General features: G+C 72.9%; 18 protein-coding genes. 6 read left to right on the forward strand and 12 right to left on the reverse strand.

The annotated features are described in order from the left end of the window. Window positions 1-125 precede the first annotated feature (125 nt). The 6 genes from ACFV9H_RS28470 to ACFV9H_RS28495 form a co-directional block, all read right to left on the reverse strand. Window positions 126-401, reverse strand: coding sequence for a hypothetical protein (locus ACFV9H_RS28470; RefSeq protein WP_385403591.1), 276 nt, complete (start codon window positions 399-401; stop codon window positions 126-128). Window positions 402-588: 187 nt separating this feature from the next. Next, window positions 589-1,404: a LytR/AlgR family response regulator transcription factor gene (locus ACFV9H_RS28475; RefSeq protein ID WP_385403593.1), complete on the reverse strand. Its 816-nt coding sequence runs from the start codon at window positions 1,402-1,404 to the stop codon at window positions 589-591. Window positions 1,405-1,523: 119 nt separating this feature from the next. Continuing rightward, window positions 1,524-2,435, reverse strand: a complete 912-nt coding sequence (locus tag ACFV9H_RS28480) for an SCO0930 family lipoprotein (protein WP_385403595.1) — start codon at window positions 2,433-2,435, stop codon at window positions 1,524-1,526. 127 nt (window positions 2,436-2,562) lie between these two features. Continuing rightward, window positions 2,563-3,576, reverse strand: coding sequence for a GDSL-type esterase/lipase family protein (locus ACFV9H_RS28485; protein ID WP_385403597.1), 1,014 nt, complete (start codon window positions 3,574-3,576; stop codon window positions 2,563-2,565). Then, window positions 3,573-4,424: an SDR family NAD(P)-dependent oxidoreductase gene (locus tag ACFV9H_RS28490; RefSeq protein ID WP_385403600.1), complete on the reverse strand. Its 852-nt coding sequence runs from the start codon at window positions 4,422-4,424 to the stop codon at window positions 3,573-3,575. Before ACFV9H_RS28490 ends, ACFV9H_RS28485 begins: the two co-directional genes overlap by 4 nt. Beyond that, on the reverse strand, window positions 4,421-5,545 hold the full coding sequence (locus ACFV9H_RS28495) for an LLM class flavin-dependent oxidoreductase (protein WP_385403603.1): 1,125 nt from the start codon (window positions 5,543-5,545) through the stop codon (window positions 4,421-4,423). Before ACFV9H_RS28495 ends, ACFV9H_RS28490 begins: the two co-directional genes overlap by 4 nt. Window positions 5,546-5,871: 326 nt before the next feature. Here ACFV9H_RS28495 and ACFV9H_RS28500 point away from each other — a divergent pair, with 326 nt between their 5' ends. Together ACFV9H_RS28500 and ACFV9H_RS28505 are read left to right on the forward strand one after the other, a co-directional pair. After that, window positions 5,872-7,326, forward strand: coding sequence for an amino acid transporter (locus ACFV9H_RS28500; RefSeq protein WP_385403606.1), 1,455 nt, complete (start codon window positions 5,872-5,874; stop codon window positions 7,324-7,326). 10 nt (window positions 7,327-7,336) lie between these two features. Then, on the forward strand, window positions 7,337-7,792 hold the full coding sequence (locus tag ACFV9H_RS28505) for an Lrp/AsnC family transcriptional regulator (RefSeq protein WP_030027017.1): 456 nt from the start codon (window positions 7,337-7,339) through the stop codon (window positions 7,790-7,792). Here the strand turns inward: ACFV9H_RS28505 and ACFV9H_RS28510 are convergent. After that, window positions 7,789-8,082, reverse strand: a complete 294-nt coding sequence (locus tag ACFV9H_RS28510) for a WhiB family transcriptional regulator (RefSeq protein ID WP_385403608.1) — start codon at window positions 8,080-8,082, stop codon at window positions 7,789-7,791. The genes ACFV9H_RS28505 and ACFV9H_RS28510 overlap by 4 nt on opposite strands. 549 nt (window positions 8,083-8,631) lie before the next feature. Between ACFV9H_RS28510 and ACFV9H_RS28515 the strand changes: the two genes are divergently transcribed. From ACFV9H_RS28515 to ACFV9H_RS28525, 3 genes are all read left to right on the forward strand, one after another. Further along, entirely contained in the window at window positions 8,632-9,015 is a 384-nt protein-coding gene (locus tag ACFV9H_RS28515) for a hypothetical protein (RefSeq protein ID WP_385403611.1), read from the forward strand. A gap of 202 nt (window positions 9,016-9,217) precedes the next feature. Then, the gene (locus ACFV9H_RS28520) at window positions 9,218-10,018 is read left to right on the forward strand and encodes a carbon-nitrogen hydrolase family protein (protein ID WP_385403614.1); all 801 of its coding nucleotides are present in this window, start codon (window positions 9,218-9,220) and stop codon (window positions 10,016-10,018) included. A gap of 66 nt (window positions 10,019-10,084) precedes the next feature. Continuing rightward, window positions 10,085-11,782: a flavin monoamine oxidase family protein gene (locus tag ACFV9H_RS28525; RefSeq protein WP_385403617.1), complete on the forward strand. Its 1,698-nt coding sequence runs from the start codon at window positions 10,085-10,087 to the stop codon at window positions 11,780-11,782. Between the two features lie 97 nt (window positions 11,783-11,879). Here ACFV9H_RS28525 and ACFV9H_RS28530 read toward each other — a convergent pair whose 3' ends face one another. The 4 genes from ACFV9H_RS28530 to ACFV9H_RS28545 all read right to left on the reverse strand — a co-directional run bounded on the left by ACFV9H_RS28530 (window position 11,880) and on the right by ACFV9H_RS28545 (window position 16,008). Further along, a complete protein-coding gene (locus ACFV9H_RS28530; RefSeq protein WP_385403619.1) occupies window positions 11,880-12,503 on the reverse strand; it encodes a hypothetical protein in 624 nt (207 codons plus the stop codon). Window positions 12,504-12,507: 4 nt separating this feature from the next. Beyond that, the gene (locus ACFV9H_RS28535; protein WP_385403622.1) at window positions 12,508-13,188 is read right to left on the reverse strand and encodes a DUF5995 family protein; all 681 of its coding nucleotides are present in this window, start codon (window positions 13,186-13,188) and stop codon (window positions 12,508-12,510) included. Between the two features lie 76 nt (window positions 13,189-13,264). Continuing rightward, entirely contained in the window at window positions 13,265-14,662 is a 1,398-nt protein-coding gene (locus tag ACFV9H_RS28540) for a uracil-xanthine permease family protein (RefSeq protein ID WP_385403698.1), read from the reverse strand. 107 nt (window positions 14,663-14,769) lie between these two features. Further along, the gene (locus tag ACFV9H_RS28545) at window positions 14,770-16,008 is read right to left on the reverse strand and encodes an MFS transporter (protein ID WP_385403625.1); all 1,239 of its coding nucleotides are present in this window, start codon (window positions 16,006-16,008) and stop codon (window positions 14,770-14,772) included. Window positions 16,009-16,071: 63 nt separating this feature from the next. On the opposite strand from ACFV9H_RS28545, the gene ACFV9H_RS28550 reads away from it, so the two are divergent. Further along, complete coding sequence (locus ACFV9H_RS28550) at window positions 16,072-17,208, forward strand: ROK family protein (protein ID WP_385403627.1); 1,137 nt, start codon at window positions 16,072-16,074, stop codon at window positions 17,206-17,208. A 175-nt stretch (window positions 17,209-17,383) separates the two neighbouring features. Here the strand turns inward: ACFV9H_RS28550 and ACFV9H_RS28555 are convergent, their stop codons facing one another. Continuing rightward, window positions 17,384-18,133: an SDR family oxidoreductase gene (locus tag ACFV9H_RS28555; RefSeq protein ID WP_385403629.1), complete on the reverse strand. Its 750-nt coding sequence runs from the start codon at window positions 18,131-18,133 to the stop codon at window positions 17,384-17,386. Window positions 18,134-18,141 lie beyond the last annotated feature (8 nt).

Here is an 18,141-nt window from a genome sequence, read left to right on the forward strand (position 1 = left end):
CGACCACCACGAGCAGCGCTGCCGTCGCCGCGTGGCCGGACGGGAAGGAGCCGTGGTCGACGCGGACGAGCGGGTTGGGGTGGGGTGGGGAAAGGCTCCGCGCAGCGGCTACGGAGCCGACGGGGTCAGACGGCCGGGTCGCGGTGTTCCGCGCAGTCGCGGAGGGCGATCTCCAGCTCCACGTACGACTCCTCCGCCCGCCGGAAGGCCAGCGTCAACGCCGCCTCCGCACGCGGCGGCACCTGCTCGCGCACGCCCTCGCGGGCCTCGTAGAGGAGATCGGCCCAGCGGGCGGCCGCGCTGCGCAGCCCGGCCAGCAGCGTCTCGGCCTCGGCGGGCCCGGCGGGCCGGGTGCGTGACATCGCGGTCAGCGCGTCGAGCAGCGCCTGGATTTCGGACATCACGCTCCTCCCGCGTCCCACGCCGGAAGATCCACGATACGCACCACGTCCACCACCGGCGGCCGTTCACTCCGGCGGATCGCCGTACGCCACTCGCCGTGCGACGAACGGCGTGCGCGCGCCGCCGGGCGGTCGGGCGGCGGGCGGCGGGCCGGGCGGCCCGGCGCCCCACCGGCGGCCCGAGGCCTCAGCCCGTGGCCTGCCGCATCAGCAGGTCCCGCAGCTGCCGCGCGTGCCGGCGGCTGACCTGGAGCTCCGCCGAGCCGACCCGGACGCTGGTGGTGCCCGCGTCCAGCCGCAGCTCGTCGATGCGGGCCAGCGCCACCAGGTGGCGGCGGTGGATGCGGACGAACCCGCGCGCCGCCCAGCGTTCCTCCAGCGTGGACAGCGGGATGCGGACCAGGTGGCTGCCCTCGTCGGTGTGCAGGCGGGCGTAGTCGCCCTGGGCCTCGACGTAGACGATGTCGGCGATCGCCACGAACCGGGTGACCCCGCCCAGTTCGACGGCGATCTGCTCCGCGGTGCGCTCGGACACGGTCACCTCGGGGGTCGACGGTCGCTGCATCGGGACCGTCGGCAGCGCCTCGGCCGCCGCCGGGGCCTCCTCGGCCCGGCCCAGCTGTGCGCAGGCCCGCCTGACCGCCTCCGCGAGCCGCTCCGGGCGCACGGGCTTGAGCACGTAGTCCACGGCCTTGAGGTCGAAGGCCTGTACGGCGAACCCCTCGTGCGCGGTGACGAACACGATCAGCGGCGGCCGCGCGAACCCGGACAGCAGCTTCGCGATGTCCAGTCCGGTCAGCCCGGCCATGTGGATGTCGAGGAAGACCACGTCGATGCCGTCGGCCCCGTCGGGCCCGGCCTCCAGCGCGCGCGTGATCCGGCGCAGGGCTTCGGTGGCGTCCGAGGCGCCCTCCGCGCTGCGCACCCGGGGGTCGGAGCGCAGCAGGTAGAGGAGCTCCTCCAGGAGCGGCTTCTCGTCGTCGACGGCCAGTACGCGCAGCATGCCGCCGAGTGTAGGTACCGGCCGGGCGGGGCGGAACGGGGGGAACGGGGCGCGGCCCTGCGCCCCGGGGGAGTTTGGGGCGAAGGGCCGCGCGGATGTGGGGCGTGGGGGAGGGGGTGTTACTGGACGGTGATGAGCTTGCCGTCGGGGGCGACGGCGTACCAGGTGCCGCCGACACCCTGGCCGTTGATGTCGCCGGGCTTCTTGTCACCGGTGAAGGTGTAGACGGGCCAGCAGTCGACGGTCTGCTGCTTCTTGCCGTCCGGCCGGTCCAGGACCAGGTAGTTCCGCTCGGTGATGCCCTTGGCGTTCGCCTTGTCCACCGGCGGGACCACCGGCCACTTCGTCAGGCAGTCGCCGGTGCACTTGGACACCATCGGCCACGCGGTGTCCGGCTTGAACCGGTAGACCGTCATGCCCTTGCCGTCGACGATGTGGTCGCCCAGCTTCGGGTCCTTCGCCACCGACAGGCCCGCACCCGCCTCGGCCGGAGCGGCCGCGCCCGGCGCCGCCTTCGCGGCCTTCTTCCCGTCCGGCGCGAAGGCGAACCACACCCCTCCGACGCCCTGGCCGTTGACGTCCCCGGCCTTGGCGTCCTTGTTGAAGCGGTACGCGGGCCAGCCCGCCACCGTCAGCTGCTTCGTGCCGTCGCTGCGCACGACCTCGCCCAGCAGCGCCGGGTCCATGCCCGCGGCGGCGGTGACGTCGCCGGCCGCGACCACCGGCCAGGTCTTCGCGCAGTCCCCGTCGCAGTTCGACTTCGACGGCTTGGCCGTGTCCTTGTCGAAGCGGTAGAGGGTGAGTCCGGCGCCGTCGCTCAGGACCGAACCGAGCCCCGCGTTGTCGCCGATGGCGAGCTGCCCGCCCGGCTTGGCCGCCGCGGCGCCGTCCGCCGCGGGAGCCTGGGACGAAGCGGCGCCGGCAGGCTTGGCCGTGTCGGCGGCCTTGTCGTCCGCGGGGCCGCACGCCGTCGCCGCCAGGGCGACGGCGATCACGGCCGCGGCAAGGGTGGTTCCGCGCTTCATACCCATCTTGATCTCTCCCACGTCGTGTCCGTCGTGTCCGCCACCCGCGTTCTTCCGGAGCGGCGGCAACTGTGCACAGGACACGCCCCGGGCGCGGCGATCCGTTCAAGGCGACCGGTGTGGGCTGTTTCACCTATCCGGCGGCGAACCCCGCGCGCCGCAGAGCCGTGACCACAGCGAGGCCGAGGACCTGGTGTCCGGCGTCGTTGGGATGCAGACCGTCCTCCAGGTGCTCCGGACCGAGCACGTCCCGCCCGGGGAGCACGGCCAACCGCTCGTCCCCGGCGGCGATCCGGTCCCGCGCGGCGCGCTCCATCGCGTCGCGCAGGGCGCCCAGGGTGGCGCCCAGCCGGTTCGGGGTCCGCTCGGCGTCGGGCCGCAGGACCGGGGAGAGCAGCAGGAGCGGGGTCCGGGGGTGGCCCTGGCGGACCAGTTCGAGGAACGCGCGCGTGGTCTCGTACAGCATCGGCACCGAAAACGGCACGCGGGACCAGCAGTTGGTGCCGAAGGCGAGGGTGAGGACGTCGGCGGGCAGGCCCGCGAGCTGCTCGGCGGTGGCGAGTTCACCGCGCGCGGCGCCCGCGTAGCCGAGGTTGACGGTGTCCCAGCCGAGCGCCCGGCCGGTGACCGCGGGCCAGCCGTGCGCGGGACGGGTCGACCACCAGCCCTCGGTGATGGAGTCGCCGTGCACCACCCAGCGCGGGGCGGGCGGCGGTGGCGCGAGGGTGCCGCCTATCCCGCGCAGGCCGAGTATGAGCGGTGACTGGGCCTCGGGAGGGTGGATGGTGAAGGGGCCGTGGCCGCCGCCCAGTTCGAGGCGTACGACGGACTCCGCGGCCGGTTCGGTGAACACCTCGGTCACCACCCCGTGGCGGTCCCAGAGCGAGAAGAGGTGCGCGAGGTCGCGCAGGGCGTCGGTGGGGCCGGGCACCGTCGCGCGGTAGCGGATCTCCACGGCCCGCGCGGTCGCCGTGGTGAACTCCAGCCGGACCCCGATGGGCAGGGTGGCCCGCTCCCCGGTGTCCCAGGGCAGGCGCATGGTGTCCGCCGGGTCGGCCCGCACCGGGCGGCCCTTGTCCAGCCAGGCGACCCCGCGCAGGAACGGCTCCGGGTCCTGCCAGTGCGGACCGGTGCTGTCGGTGCTCACTCTTCGCCTCCGATCGTCGGATACGGGAACTTCACACCGACCCCGCCGTCCACCACGAGCGTCTGCCCCGTCACGTACGAGGACAGCGGCGAGGCCAGGAAGTACAGGGCGGCCGCGATGTCCGAGGTCTCGGCCACCCTGCCCAGCGGGGCGTTCTCCGCGTTGCGCCGCCGCCCCTCGGCGCCCAGCAGGGCGGCGACCCGAGGGGTCCACACCACGCCGGGCGCCACCGCGTTCACCCGTACCCCGCGCGGACCCAGTTCCACCGCCGCCGAGCGCACCAATGCCATCAGGCCCGCCTTGGCCGCCCCGTAGGCGGCGTGCAGCGGGGCCGCCGTGAGGCCGGAGACCGAGGCCACGAAGACCAGCGGGCCGCCACCGGCCGCGGCGACGGCCTCACCGCCGTACTGGACGGCGAGCCAGGCGTGCCGCAGTACGAGGTCGAAGTGCCAGTCCCAGCCGGCGTCGTCCAGCTCGGGCAGTGCCGCGTACCGGGCCATGCCGACGATGTCGACCACCCCGCCCACCGGGCCGCCGAGCAGTTTCGGGGCCTGCTCGAACAGGGTTCGTACGCAGGCCCGGCGGGTCACGTCACAGGCGTACGGGACGCCCCCGGTCTCGGCGGCGACGGCCGCGGCCCGCTCCACGTCCACGTCCACGCACAGCACCCGGGCGCCGGCGGCGGCCAGGGCGTGGGCGCTCTGGCGGCCGATGCCGTTGCCCGCCCCGAGCAGCACCAGGCACCGGCCGTCGAGGCGGTGCAGGGCGGCGTAGTCGGGCACGGGGGAGGAGTCGAGGGGCCCGGTGTCGGGCTCGCCGGCGCCGGCGAGGGGGTCGGCCGCGCTCACGAGGCGGCCTTGCGGGGCTCGTACCGGGCCAGCTCCGGGATGACTTCCTTGCCCAGGACCTCGATCGTCCGCAGGATCTCCCGGTGCTCCAGGTACCCCCACTGCACGTAGCAGATCAGCTGGTCCACGCCGAGGTCCGCGTACCGCTTCGCCTTGGCGACGATCGTCTCCGCGTCCCCGATCAGGATCATGTCCCCGTCGCTGAACTCCCGTACGGGCACCTCCCCTTCGAGGATCGGGTTCAGCAACGGGAAGGCCCGCTCGCGCTCCTCGGCGGCCAGGTGCGGCAGCTCCCACTCCAGGGTGAACCGCGCCAGGTTCGAGTACCACCAGGCCACCGAGTCCCACACCCGGGCGTGCGGCTGCGCGCGCGGCGCGGTCGCGTGGACGAGGGTGTAGGCGCTGACCCGGTTCGTGCTGACGTCGGTGAGCGGGCGGGGGTCGCGGGCGGCCGCCCGGTACGCCGCCACCTGCCGGGCCATCGCCTCCAGCGGCTGCATGATCGAGAACGACAGCAGGCCGAGCCCGGCCGCCCCCGCCACCTCGGCCGAGCCGGGGGAGGTGGCCGCCATCCAGGCGGGCGGGTGCGGATCCTGCACGGGCTTCGGCGTCACCATCCGGCGCGGGAAGCGGAAGCGCTCGGACTCGTAGGCGAAGTACTCCTCGCGCCACATCCCGGTGACGATCTCGATCGCCTCGCGCCAGTCCTCGCGCGACCTCTCCCGGTCCACCCCGAAGGCGGCCTGCTCCATGGGGGTGGAACGTCCGGTGCCCCATTCCACGCGGCCGCCCGACAGCACGTCCACGGTGGCCACCTTCTCCGCGATGCGCTGCGGCGGGGTGAAGCCGAAGGGGGTCAGGGTCACGCCGAAGCCGAGCCGGATCCGCTCGGTGAGCCCGGCCAGGTGCCCGAGGAGCACCTCGGGGGCCGGGCAGTGCGAGCGGCCCTCGCGGAAGTGGTGCTCGACCGCCCACACGGTCCGGAACCCCATCCGGTCGGCGAGCCGGATCTGCTCGACGGCCTCCCGGTAGGCGCGCTGCTCGGCGGCCCGCTGGCCGTGCGGATGGGACCCGTGCCAGGGCTTCGGTACGTCGATCTCGTAGAGCACGTCCAGATCCATGACGGCACGCTGCGGCAGATCTGACGAAGTGTCAAGAAAGGGGGGTGGGGGTGGGCTGCGCAGCGATCGATCGTCCGCGCGCAACAAAGGACCATCCAGGACAGATCCACGCAACGATCATTCGTCAATGTGCAAGGATGGTGCATTACGGGCGGTATCACTCAGCTCGTAGGCTCACTCGCTGTACGTGGAGTGGCGCGGATCGCCTGCTCGGCGGTCCCCCCATGCTCAGGCCCTTCCCCTGTCGGGCCCTGTCCTGCTCCGGGCCGTCGCGGTCGACGCCTCATCCCCGACCTCCCCGATCCGCAGTGACAAGGAGTCCCCTCGTGCTCGACCACGGCCAGGCGCCACCGCGCGCCACCGAGTCCCGTACCCCCGTGCACCCGCTGCTGCGCCGCAAGCCGGTCGAGCAGCTGGTCGCCGAGGGCGGCCAGGGTGAGGGCGGTGCGCTCAAGCGCTCCCTCACCATGTGGCAGCTGACGATGATCAGCATCGGCGCCACGCTCGGCACGGGCATCTTCGTGGTCCTCGGCACCGCCACTCCCAAGGCCGGTCCGGCCGTGATGATCTCGTTCGTCATCGCCGGCCTGACCGCGCTCTTCTCCGCCCTGTCCTACGCGGAGCTGGCCGGTTCCGTCCCGGTCTCCGGGTCCTCGTACTCGTACGCCTACGCCACCATGGGCGAGTTCATCGCCTGGGTGTGCGGCTGGTGCCTGGTGCTCGAGTACGGCGTGTCCGTGGCGGCGGTCGCCGTGGGTTGGGGTGACTACCTCAACGAACTCCTCGACGGCACGATAGGGGTCACCATCCCCGAAGCCGTTTCGGCACCGCTGGGTGAAGGCGGCTTCATCAACCTGCCGGCGCTGATCGTCGTCCTGCTCTCGATGGTCTTCCTGATGCGCGGCGCCAAGGAGAGCGCCCGGATCAACTCGATCATGGTCGCAGTGAAGATCGTCACCCTGCTGCTCTTCATCGGCATCGGCTTCATGGGCATCAAGGCCGGCAACTACGCCCCGCTGGCCCCCCTCGGCATCACCGGCATCAGCGCCGGCGCCGCCTCGCTGTTCTTCTCCTACATCGGCTTCGACGCCGCCTCCACCGCGGGTGAGGAAGCGAAGAACCCCAAGCGCGACCTGCCGCGCGCGATCATGCTCTCGCTGCTGATCGTCACGCTCCTGTACGTCGTCGTCGCCTTCGTCGCCGTCGGCGCCATGCCGTGGCAGGACTTCGAGGGCACCGAGGCGGCCCTCGCGCAGATCATGACCGACGTCTCCGGCCACAGCTTCTGGGGCGTCGTCCTGGCAGCCGGCGCCGTCGTCGCCATCGCCTCCGTCGTCTTCGCCGTGCTCTACGGCCAGACCCGCATCCTGTTCGCCATGTCCCGCGACGGCCTGGTCCCCAAGGTCTTCGCGAAGGTCGACGAGAAGACCGGCGCGCCCCGCGCCAACGTGGTCATCGTCTCCCTCTTCTGCGGCGTCCTCGCGTCCTTCATCCCCCTGGGCAAGCTGGCGGACGCCACCAGCATCGGCACGCTGTTCGCCTTCGGGCTCGTGAACATCGCGGTCGTGGTGCTGCGCAAGACCCGCCCGGACATGCCGCGCACCTTCAAGGTGGCACTCTTCCCCGTCACGCCGATCCTCGGTGTCGCGGCCTGCATCTACATGATGTTCAGCCTGGACGCCGCCACCTGGATGGTTTTCGGTGGCTGGATGGTCGTCGGCGTCGTGGTCTACTTCCAGTACGGCATCCGCCGCTCCAGCCTGGCCACAGCAGAGAAGTGATCCACCCGCAGTGCGACTGAACGATCTCGACGAACGCATCGTGCACGCCCTCGCCGAGGATGCCCGCCGCTCCTACGCGGACATCGGCTCCGAGGTCGGGCTCTCCGCCCCCGCCGTGAAACGGCGCGTGGACCGGCTGCGCGCGGAGGGAGCCATCACCGGCTTCACCGTCCGCGTCGACCCCGCCGCGATGGGCTGGGAGACCGAGGGCTTCATCGAGATCTACTGTCGCCACAACACCTCGCCGGACGACATCCGGCGAGGCCTGGAGCGCTACCCCGAGGTGGTGTCCGCGTCGACCGTCACCGGCGACGCGGACGCCCTCGTCCAGATCTTCGCCTCCGACATGCGGCACTTCGAGCGGGTACTGGAGCGCATCGCGGGCGAACCGTTCGTCGAACGCACGAAATCGGTCCTGGTCCTCTCGCCGCTCCTGCGCCGCTTCACCTCCGGCGCGCCGGCCTAGGCCCGCCGAGCCGAGCCCGCCCGAGCGAGCCGGGCCTGCCGTTCCTCCTCCGTCAGCCCGCCCCAGACGCCGTACCGCTCGTGCGAGCTCAGCGCGTGGTCGAGGCAGGCGGCCCGCACCGGGCACCCCGCGCAGACCCGCTTGGCGGCGGCGTCCCGTTCCTCCCGGTCCTCGCCCCGCTCTCCGGCGGGATGGAAGAACCGGGCCGACCCCAGATCGCGGCAGGCCGCCCGGGACTGCCACTGCCAGAAGTGGTACGTGGCTCCGGGCAGGTGTGTGACGTCGGTCATGGCTGTTCCTTTCGTGGGTTGTCCCGCGTCTGACCGCTGAACGCCCCGCGAAACCCCGCCCCGACCAACTGCCGTCGGGTCAGGCCGCGTTGGTCGGCGTACGGGCCCCGGGAAGCCCGATCGGCGCCGTAGCGTGAACCCCGTCGACTCGCAGAGCCGCACCGCCCCTCGTGCCGGAGCCCGAAGTACGTGCCCAGCTCGACGGCGCGGTGGCGAAATCGGCCCCCGTCCGCCTTCTTGACGGCCCCGTGCGCCGCCACGAGACTGCGGGGGACGGCCAGGACGGCCGGCGCCCACCCCAGGCGAGCCTGACGATCGCGGGGCGGGCCGCCGAGGACGGGACGGGAGGCGGGACCGGTGGACACACGGAGCCCCCGTCGCTGGTGGCTGACCCGGCGCCTGCACATCGACCTCCTGCGGGTGTGCAGCGCATTCGGCGCACGAGGCTGAGCCCTCCGGACAGACACGGGTGACCCGGACCGCGCCCCCCGCGCCGCCGGGAACACCGCCCTGCTCAGGCCACATTCGCGCACCCGCCCCAGGAGAGTCATGTCCTACTCCGTCCTGCCCCGCACCGGCCCGGCCCCCGCCCTCCGCGGCCGCATCGGGACCGGTTTCTCCCCCGTCCCGCACCGCTACCACCTGTACCTCTCCGCCGGCTGTCCTCGCTCCGAGCAGGTGATGGGGGCCCTCACCCTGCTGGGCATCGAGGACTCCGTCGGCGCCACCGTCCTCGGCGCGGACACCGAGGGGCCCGGGTACGCCGAGCTGCGCCTGGCGTACGAGGCGGCCGGCCACCACTTCGACGGCGACCTGACCGTCCCCGCCCTCGTCGACACCTGGAGCGGCCGGGTGGTCTCCGACCACGCCCCCGACATCCTCGACGACCTCCGGCTGCTGGCCCCGCCGCAGGCCTTCCGCACCGCATTCTGAGGGCCCCCGCGGGCCCGGGGCCTCGCGGGCCCGCGGGCACCCCGTCCCACCCCGGGCGCGGTCTCCGCGCAACGAATCGCCGCTCCAGTGGTGGAACACGCAACGAATCGATGCGCGGAGCGCAACGGTCATGGCTTGTCCGGGTCGAACGTCCGAACGTACCGTTTTACGACCCCCACCCCTCCTGCCACAGAGGTTAGCCATGGCCCCGCTGCGCACCGCCCTCCTCCAGAGCTCCGGACGGCTCGGCGACACCGCCGAGAACCTCAAGGCGCTCGACGAGGCCGCGGCGCGCGCCGCACAGAGCGGGGCCGGGCTCCTCGTGACCTCGGAGATGTTCCTCACCGGCTACGCCCTGGACCCCCAGGACATCGCCGACCGGGCCGAACCGGCCGACGGCGAATCCGCCCACGCCATCGGCGGCATCGCCCGCCGCCACGGGATCGCCGTCCTGTACGGCTACCCCGAGCGCTCGGGCGAGGCCGTCTACAACGCGGCGCAGCTCATCGGCCCCGACGGCGCCCCGCTCGCGAACTACCGCAAGACCCACCTCTTCGGCTGCTTCGAGCAGGAAGCCTTCACCCCCGGTGACACCCCCGTCGTCCAGGCCGACCTCGGCGGCCTCCGCATCGGCATCATGATCTGCTACGACGTGGAGTTCCCCGAGAACGTCCGGGCGCACGCGCTCGCCGGTACCGACCTCCTCCTGGTGCCGACCGCGCAGATGCACCCGTTCCAGTTCGTCGCCGAACAGCTCGTCCCCGTACGGGCCTTCGAGAACCAGATGTACATCGCGTACGTCAACCGCACCGGCCCGGAAGGCGAGTTCGAGTTCGTCGGACTCAGCTGCCTGGCGAGCCCCGACGGGGTCACCCGCACCCGCGCCGGGCGCGGCGAGGAGCTGGTCTTCGGCGAGGCCGACCCCGAGCTGCTGAACGCCTCCCGCGAGACCAACCCGTACCTGCGCGACCGCCGCCCCGGGCTCTACGCCTCCCTCGTCTGAGCCCCGCCCGCGCCGCCCTCCCCGCCGCCCTCCCCCCTGCCCCACCCCCGCAAGGAGTCGTACCCCATGACGTCCACGGTGCCCACCACCGCCGTCCCGCACAGCGACGGACAGCTGCCGATCACCATGTTCGGCCCGGACTTCCCGTACGCGTACGACGACTTCCTGGCCCACCCGGCGGGCCTGGGCCAGATACCGGCGACGGAGCACGGCACCGAGGTCGCCGTCATCGGTGGTGGACTCTCCGGCATCATCTCCGCCTACGAGCTGATGAAGATGGGCCTCAAGCCCGTCGTCTACGAGGCCGACCAGATCGGCGGCCGGCTGCGCACCGTCGGCTTCGAGGGCGCCGGCACGGAGGAACTGACCGCGGAGATGGGCGCCATGCGCTTCCCGCCGTCCTCCACGGCCCTCCAGCACTACATCGACCTCGTGGGCCTGACCACCCAGCCCTTCCCGAACCCGCTGGCCGAGGCCACCCCCTCGACGGTCGTGGACCTCAAGGGCGAGACGCACTACGCCGAGACCATCGCCGACCTCCCGCAGGTCTACCGCGACGTCGCCGACGCGTGGAACGCCTGCCTCGACGAGGGCGCCGACTTCTCCGACATGAACACCGCGATGCGCGAGCGGGACGTCCCGCGCATCCGCGAGATCTGGGCGAAGCTCGTCGAGAAGCTCGACGACGAGACCTTCTACGGGTTCCTCTGCAAGTCGGAGGCCTTCCAGTCCTTCCGCAAGCGCGAGATCTTCGGCCAGGTCGGCTTCGGCACGGGCGGCTGGGACACCGACTTCCCGAACTCCATCCTGGAGATCCTCCGCGTCGTCTACACCGAGGCGGACGACCACCACCGCGGCATCGTGGGCGGCTCGCAGCAGCTCCCGCTGCGCCTGTGGGAGCGCGAGCCCGAGAAGATCGTCCACTGGGCCCAGGGCACCTCCCTGTCCACCCTGCACGAGGGCACCCCGCGCCCGGCGGTGACCCGCCTGCACCGCACGGCCGGCAACCGCATCACGGTCACCGACGCGTCGGGCGACATCCGTACGTACCGCGCCGCGATCTTCACCGCCCAGTCCTGGATGCTCCTGTCGAAGATCGCGTGCGACGACACGCTCTTCCCGATCGACCACTGGACGGCGATCGAGCGCACCCACTACATGGAGTCCAGCAAGCTCTTCATCCCCGTCGACCGGCCGTTCTGGCTCGACAAGGACGAGGAGACGGGTCGCGACGTCATGTCGATGACGCTGACCGACCGGATGACCCGCGGCACGTACCTGCTGGACAACGGCCCGGACAAGCCCGCCGTCATCTGCCTCTCGTACACGTGGTGCGACGACAGCCTGAAGTGGCTGCCGCTGTCCGCGAACGAGCGGATGGAGGTCATGCTGAAGTCCCTCGGCGAGATCTACCCCAAGGTCGACATCCGCCGCCACATCATCGGCAACCCGGTGACCGTGTCCTGGGAGAACGAGCCCTACTTCATGGGCGCGTTCAAGGCCAACCTGCCGGGCCACTACCGCTACCAGCGGCGCCTGTTCACCCACTTCATGCAGGACCGCCTCCCCGAGGACAAGCGCGGCATCTTCCTCGCGGGCGACGACATCTCCTGGACGGCCGGCTGGGCCGAGGGCGCGGTCCAGACCGCCCTCAACGCCGTCTGGGGCGTCATGCACCACCTCGGCGGCTCCACGGACGCCACCAACCCGGGCCCGGGCGACGTCTACGACGAGATCGCCCCGGTCGAACTCCCGGAGGACTGACCCTCCCCCGGCTACCGCCGGGAGGTACGCCCACCCGGCCCCTCCGGCTCCGTGACCACGGGCCGCCCCCGCGTACGAATGCCCGGGCGGCCCGTTCTCATGCCTCCAGGGACCGGGCCCAGATCAGCTGCCAACGCCGGTGGGAGGCACCGCGCACCTCGATCCGCTGCTGCACGTCCGCCGGCTCCGGAGGCCTGCGGCCGAGCCCGAGGCCGCACCCCGCGCACAGGGTGCGGATCCCGTACCCGTCGCGGTCCCACTCCACGGTGCCCCGGTCGGCCTCGCACACGGGACAGGCGCCGTCACGGCCTTGGTGGCCCTCGACGTCCGGCCGACCCCGCATCACCCTGGGCATCACGTCGACGAGCCGGCCCTCGGGGTGGAACTCCGGGTCCGGCCAGTACAGCCAGTCCGACGGCTGCGGCGGGTCAGGCCTGCGCACGCCCGCCCGCTTCTGCGCCCGCCGCCCCACCTGCCACGTCGCGAGGGCGTCCAGCCACACCTGCCGTGCCTCGTGCAGCTCTTCCACCGCCCGCACCAGCGACTCGGGATCCTCGTCCAGGTCGCGCGGGATCCCCGCACTGCGGCACAGGTGGTGGTAAGTGGCGCGGAAGCCGTACGGACAGAACTCCGTCAGGCAGGTGCGCAGCGCGGACAGCCGCCGGTACGGCGGGATCCCGGTGTCGTGCACCCGTCGGCGGTGCGTCGCGAAGCTGGTCACCGCCTCAGGCTAGAGGGACGAAGTCCCAGGCAGCAGGGGGTTTAAGGGCCGACGGAGTCAGCAGGCAGCGGCCGACCAGCCCCACGCCCGCGTCGAGGGACTCGCGGAACTCCTCCGCCAGGTCGGGGGAGCGGCGCAGGGTCCACAGCAGGCGGGCGGCCGCCCAGGCGCCCGAGCGGGCGCGGTCCAGGCTCCACGAGCCGAGTAAGTGGGTCAACGGGTCGGCGATCTCCAGCAGGTCCGGACCCGGCATCAGGTCCTCGCGGATGTGCTCCTCCAGGGCGACCAGGGTGTCGCCGACCCGGTCGAAGTCCGCCTCCAGCGCCCGCGGTTCGCAGTCCAGGGCGTGGCAGGTCGCCACCACCGCCAGCGCCAGGTCGTGGCCGATGTGCGCGTTGATGCCGGCCAGCGCGTGTTGCAGCGGACGCACCCCCGGGTGGCGGCGGTACTGGAGCAGCGGCCGCCAGCAGGCGGGCGGCCGGTCGGCCTCCACCGCCGCCAGGTACCGCTCCGCGAAGCGCGCGCTCAGCGCGGCCGCCCTCCGCGGCGCGGGGAAACCGCCGTGGGAGATCCGCTCGTACAGGGTCTCCGTCACCGTCAGGTACACCCGGTTGAAGACGGCGACACCGTCCTGCGCGGGGAGCCGCTCGTCCAGGGCACGCATCCGCGCCAGCACCGCTTCCATGGGAGGCAGCGTGGCAGTCGGCGCCCCGGATCCGGGGAACTTGGCCGTACGCTTCCCCGGTTCGGGCGAAGCCGCGTCAACCCCGCTTGTCCTCCCGGGCCGTGTCCTCGTCGTACGCGGACGTGCCCGAGTCGAGCAGGGGCTCCTGGCCCTTGAGGTGCGCGGGGGCGAAGTACCGCAGCGCGTGGTAGCCCGTGATCACCACGACCGTGCCCAACGCGATCCCGCCGAGCTCGAAGCTGTCGGTGATCTGCAGCTTGACCCCGCCGACGCCGATGATGATGCCCGCGGCGGCCGGCACCAGGTTCAGCGGATTGCGCAGGTCCACCCGGCCGTTGATCCAGATCTGCGCGCCGAGCAGGCCGATCATGCCGTACAGGATGACGGTGATGCCGCCCAGCACCCCGCCGGGGATCGCGGCGACGACGGCCCCGAACTTGGGGCAGAGCCCGAAGAGCAGCGCGAAGCCGGCCGCCGCCCAGTACGCCGCCGTGGAGTAGACCCGGGTGGCCGCCATGACGCCGATGTTCTCGGAGTACGTGGTGTTCGGCGGGCCGCCGACCGCGGTGGACAGCATCGACGCCGCGCCGTCGGCGGCGATGGCGGTGCCGAGCTTGTCGTCGAGCGGGTCGCCGGTCATCTCGCCGACGGCCTTGATGTGCCCGGCGTTCTCGGCGATCAGCGCGATCACCACGGGCAGCGCGATCAGGATCGCCGACCACTCGAAAGCCGGCGCGTGGAAGGACGGCAGCCCGATCCAGTCGGCCTTGGCGACCCCGGAGAGGTCCAGGCGCCAGTGCTCCACGGCCTCGGGCCCGCCCAGCGTGGAGTGGATCCTGCCGAAGATCCGGTCGAAGACCCAGGAGATCCCGTACCCGAAGAGCAGTCCGAGGAAGATCGCGATCCGCGACCAGAAGCCGCGCAGGCAGACCACGGCCAGCCCGGTGAACAGCATGGTCAGCAGCGCCGTCCACTGGTCCTGCGGCCAGTACGTCGAGGCCGTCACCGGCGCCAGGTTGAAGCCGATCAGCATCACGACGGCGCCCGTCACCACCGGCGGCATCGCCGCGTGGATGATGCGGGCGCCGAAGCGCTGGACGGCCAGACCGGCCAGAAGCAGCGCGGCGCCGACGACGAAGACGGCGCCGGTGACCACCGCGCTGTCCCCACCCCCCGCCCGGATCGCCGCGGCGACGCCCACGAACGAGAGCGAGCAGCCCAGGTAGGAGGGGATCCGGCCGCGGGTCGCGAGGAGGAAGATCACCGTCGCGATGCCGGACATCATGATGGCCAGGTTCGGATCCAAGCCCATCAACACCGGGGCGACGAAACTGGCGCCGAACATCGCCACGACGTGCTGGGCGCCCAGCCCGGCGGTCCGCGGCCACGACAGCCGCTCGTCCGGCCGGACCACCGCGCCGGGGGCGGGGGTCCGCCCGTCACCGTGCAGGGTCCAGCGCACGCCGAGGCCCATGTTCCACTCCACTTCTCCGGAGGATCACAGCTCCGGAACGTCACGGCTCCGGCCGATCACACATCGAGGCCGCAGCGCGAAGGGTGCCGCTGCGGCCGGTCGATGTGTTACGGCTGAATACCGGCGGGTTCGTCCCGATGGGGCCGGGCGGCCTTCTCGGCAGGTGTGGCCTCAGGTTGCCCCACCGGCGGCCCCTGGCGCAGTACCGCGGCCCCGGCGATCAACGCGAAGGCCAGCAGGGTGACCAGCCCGAAGGACCACACCAGCGAGGTCGCGTCGGCCACCGCGCCGATCGCCGACGGTGCGATCAGCCCGGAGGTGTACGTGATCGTCGCGACGCCGGCGATGGCCTGAGCCGGGGCGGGCCCGCTGCGCGCGGCCGCCGCGAAGGCCAACGGGACCACCACCGCGATGCCGAGCCCGAGCATCCCGAAGCCGGCCAGGGCCGCCGCGGGATGGTGGACCGAGACCACGAGCAGCCCGCCCGCTGTGGCCACCACGCCACTCGCCCGGACCGTGCGCACCGGGCCGAACCGGTCGACCACCCGGTCCCCGACGAGCCGGGCGACGGCCATGGTGAGCGCGAAGGCCGTGGTGGAGGCGGCCGCGAGGCCGGCGTCCGTGTCCAGGACGTCCCGCAGGTACACCGCCGACCAGTCCAGACTCGCCCCCTCCGCGAACACCGCGCAGAAGCCGATGGCGCCGATGAGCAGCGCGGACTTCGGGGGCCGTGCGAAATGGGCCGGGGCCTCGTCGTGCGGCTCGCTCCTCAGGTCCAGCACCCCCCGTACGGCGACCAGCCCGGCCGCGGTGAGGGCGAGCGCGGCGATCAGGTGGTGCAGCCGGGCGTCGGAGCCGGTGTGCGCGGCGACCGTGCCCGCGGCCGAGCCGAGCAGGGCGCCCACGCTCCACATGCCGTGCAGCGAGGACATGATCGAGCGGCGCAGCCGGTTCTCGGTCTCCACGCCCAGCGCGTTCATCGCCACGTCCGACATGCCGGCGGTGGCTCCGTAGACGAAGAGCGCGAAGCAGAGGGTGGGCAGGTTCGGGGCGAGGCTCGGGAGGACGAGGGACAGGGTCCACATCGCCAGCAGCGCCCGCAGCGCGGTACGGGCGCCGAACCGGTGGTTGATCCGCCCGGCCAGCGGCATCGTGAGAGCCGCGCCGACGGCGGGGAAGGCCAGGGCGAGCCCCAGGCTGCCGGCGCTGAGCTGCGCGTGCTCCTGGATCCAGGGGATGCGGGTGGCGAAGGAGCCGGTGACGGCGCCGTGGGCGCAGAAGACGGCGGCGATCGCGAAGCGGGCATGGCGCAGGCGCGCCGGGCTGAGGTCGGTTTCCCCGGTCATGGGAGATAAACTATCAGGGACCCTGCCTGATAGTTAACGCACGAGACTCCCTAAGATGGCTCCGTGATCCCTGTCCCCGCCCCCGCCCCGGCCTCATCGAGCACGGCCCGCGCCATCAACGACCGCCTGGCCCTCCAACTCCTCCAGGAGGCCGGGCCCCTGACGGCCACCCAGCTCAAGACCATGACCGGCCTCTCCCGCCCCTCGGTCGCCGACCTCGTCGACCGGCTCACCGAGGCCGGGCTGATCGAGGTCGTCGGGGAGTCCGGCGAGCAGCGGCGCGGCCCCAACGCCAAGCTGTACGGCATCGTCGCCCGCCGCGCCCATCTGGCGGCCCTGGACGTACGGATGGACAGCGTGACCGCCGTGGTCACCGACCTGCTCGGACACCCGATGGCCGAGGCCGCCCTGCCCGTCGGCGCCCCCGAGGACGCGGTGGCGGCCCTGCTGCGCACCGTCCGCGAGGCAGGCGCCGACCCGCTGCACACCGTCGTCATCGGCGCCCCGGGCCTGGTCGCCCCGGACACCGGCGAACTCCGCGACACCACCGGCCTGCCGGCCTGGCACCGGGAACTCGTGACGGCCCTCCAGCGGAGCCTGCCCGCGGTGGTCATCGTCGAGAACGAGACCAACCTGGCCGCCCTCGCCGAGCAACGCCTGGGCGTGGCGCGCGACCTCGACTCCTTCGTGCTGCTGTGGCTCGGCGCGGGGGTGGGCGCGGCGGTGGTCCTGGACGGCCGGCTGCGCCGGGGTACCTCCGGCGGGGCCGGCGAGATCGGCTTCCTCCCGGTCCCCGGTACCGACGGCCTGCCCTCGGCCACCGACTGCGGGGGCGGCTTCCATGCCCTGGTGGGCCGGGAGGCCGTAACGGCTCTGGCAGCCGAACACGGCTTCGCGGGCCCGGTGGAGGAAGCCGTGGCGGGAGCCGCGGGGGAAGCCTTCCTCGAAGCCTTCGCCGAACGCCTGGCGCTGGGCGCGGCCGCGGTGGCCGCGGTCCTGGACCCGGGATGCGTGGTCCTGGCCGGCGAACTGGGCCGGGCGGGCGGCCCCGCCCTGGCGGCCCGGGTGGCCCACCGCCTGGCGACGCTGACCCCGGTCCCCACGGCCGTCCGCGCCACCTCCCTCGGCGGCTCGGCGATCCTGGCGGGAGCCCGGGAGGCAGCCCGCGAGGCGGCGCAGGAGGCGCTGTTCGGGGGGTAGGGCGGCCGACTTCACCTCTCGGCGGGGTCGGTGACCGGCGGATCCGGTCCGATCACCGCTCCCAAAGACGACGGACGCGCCTGTACCGGCTCTTCTTCCCCGCCCGGCGCGAACCTCGCCTCTACGCCCCGCCCTTGAAACCCGGCCCTTGGCGCCCGCCCTCAACGCCCGGCCCTCAACGCCCCCGCCCCGCCGCGTACTCCTCGAACGTGCCCCGTCCAGCCGCGTGGGACGGCGTCAGGTGGCCGCCGCGGCGGAAGCCCGCGTACGCCTTGCCCGCCAGGGGGACGGGAAGTACCCGGCGGCTGCGGCCCGTCGCCTTCAGGTAGGTGCGGGCGAGTTCCGGCAGGGTCCGGATCTCGGGGCCGCCCATGTCCGGGACCCGGCCCGCGGGGGTCGGGACGGCCAGTTCCACCAGGCGGTCCGCGACCTCCTCCACCGCGATCGGCTGCAGCCGTACCCCGCTCGGCATCGGGACGACCGGCAGCTTCGCCGCCATGTCCACCACCTGCGCCACCAGGTCGTGGAACTGGGTCGTGCGCAGGATCGTCACGCCCAGCCCCGACTCCTCCAGCATCCGCTCGACCTTCAGCTTCGCCTTGTAGTAGCCCAGGGGGACCGCGTCCACGCCGACGATCGAGATGTAGACGAGGTTGCGGACGGTACCCGCCCGCCGGGCCGCCTCGATCAGGTGCCCGGCGGCCACCTCGTCGCCCTTGCCCGCGGCGCGCGGGTCGCTCGCGCAGTGCACGACGACGTCCACGCCCGCCATCGCCGGGTCCAGGCCGCTGCCGTCGCGCAGGTCGACCGGGTGATCGGCCGAGTGCCGGCTGAGGACGCGGACCTCGTGGTCCGCGTCCCGGAGTCGGGTGACGACCAGCCTGCCGAGGGTTCCGGTGCCTCCGGTGACGAGGATGGTGCTCATGGGGGTGT

The sequence above is a fragment of the Streptomyces sp. NPDC059874 genome (genome assembly GCF_042731135.1).
Lineage (GTDB): Bacteria > Actinomycetota > Actinomycetes > Streptomycetales > Streptomycetaceae > Streptomyces.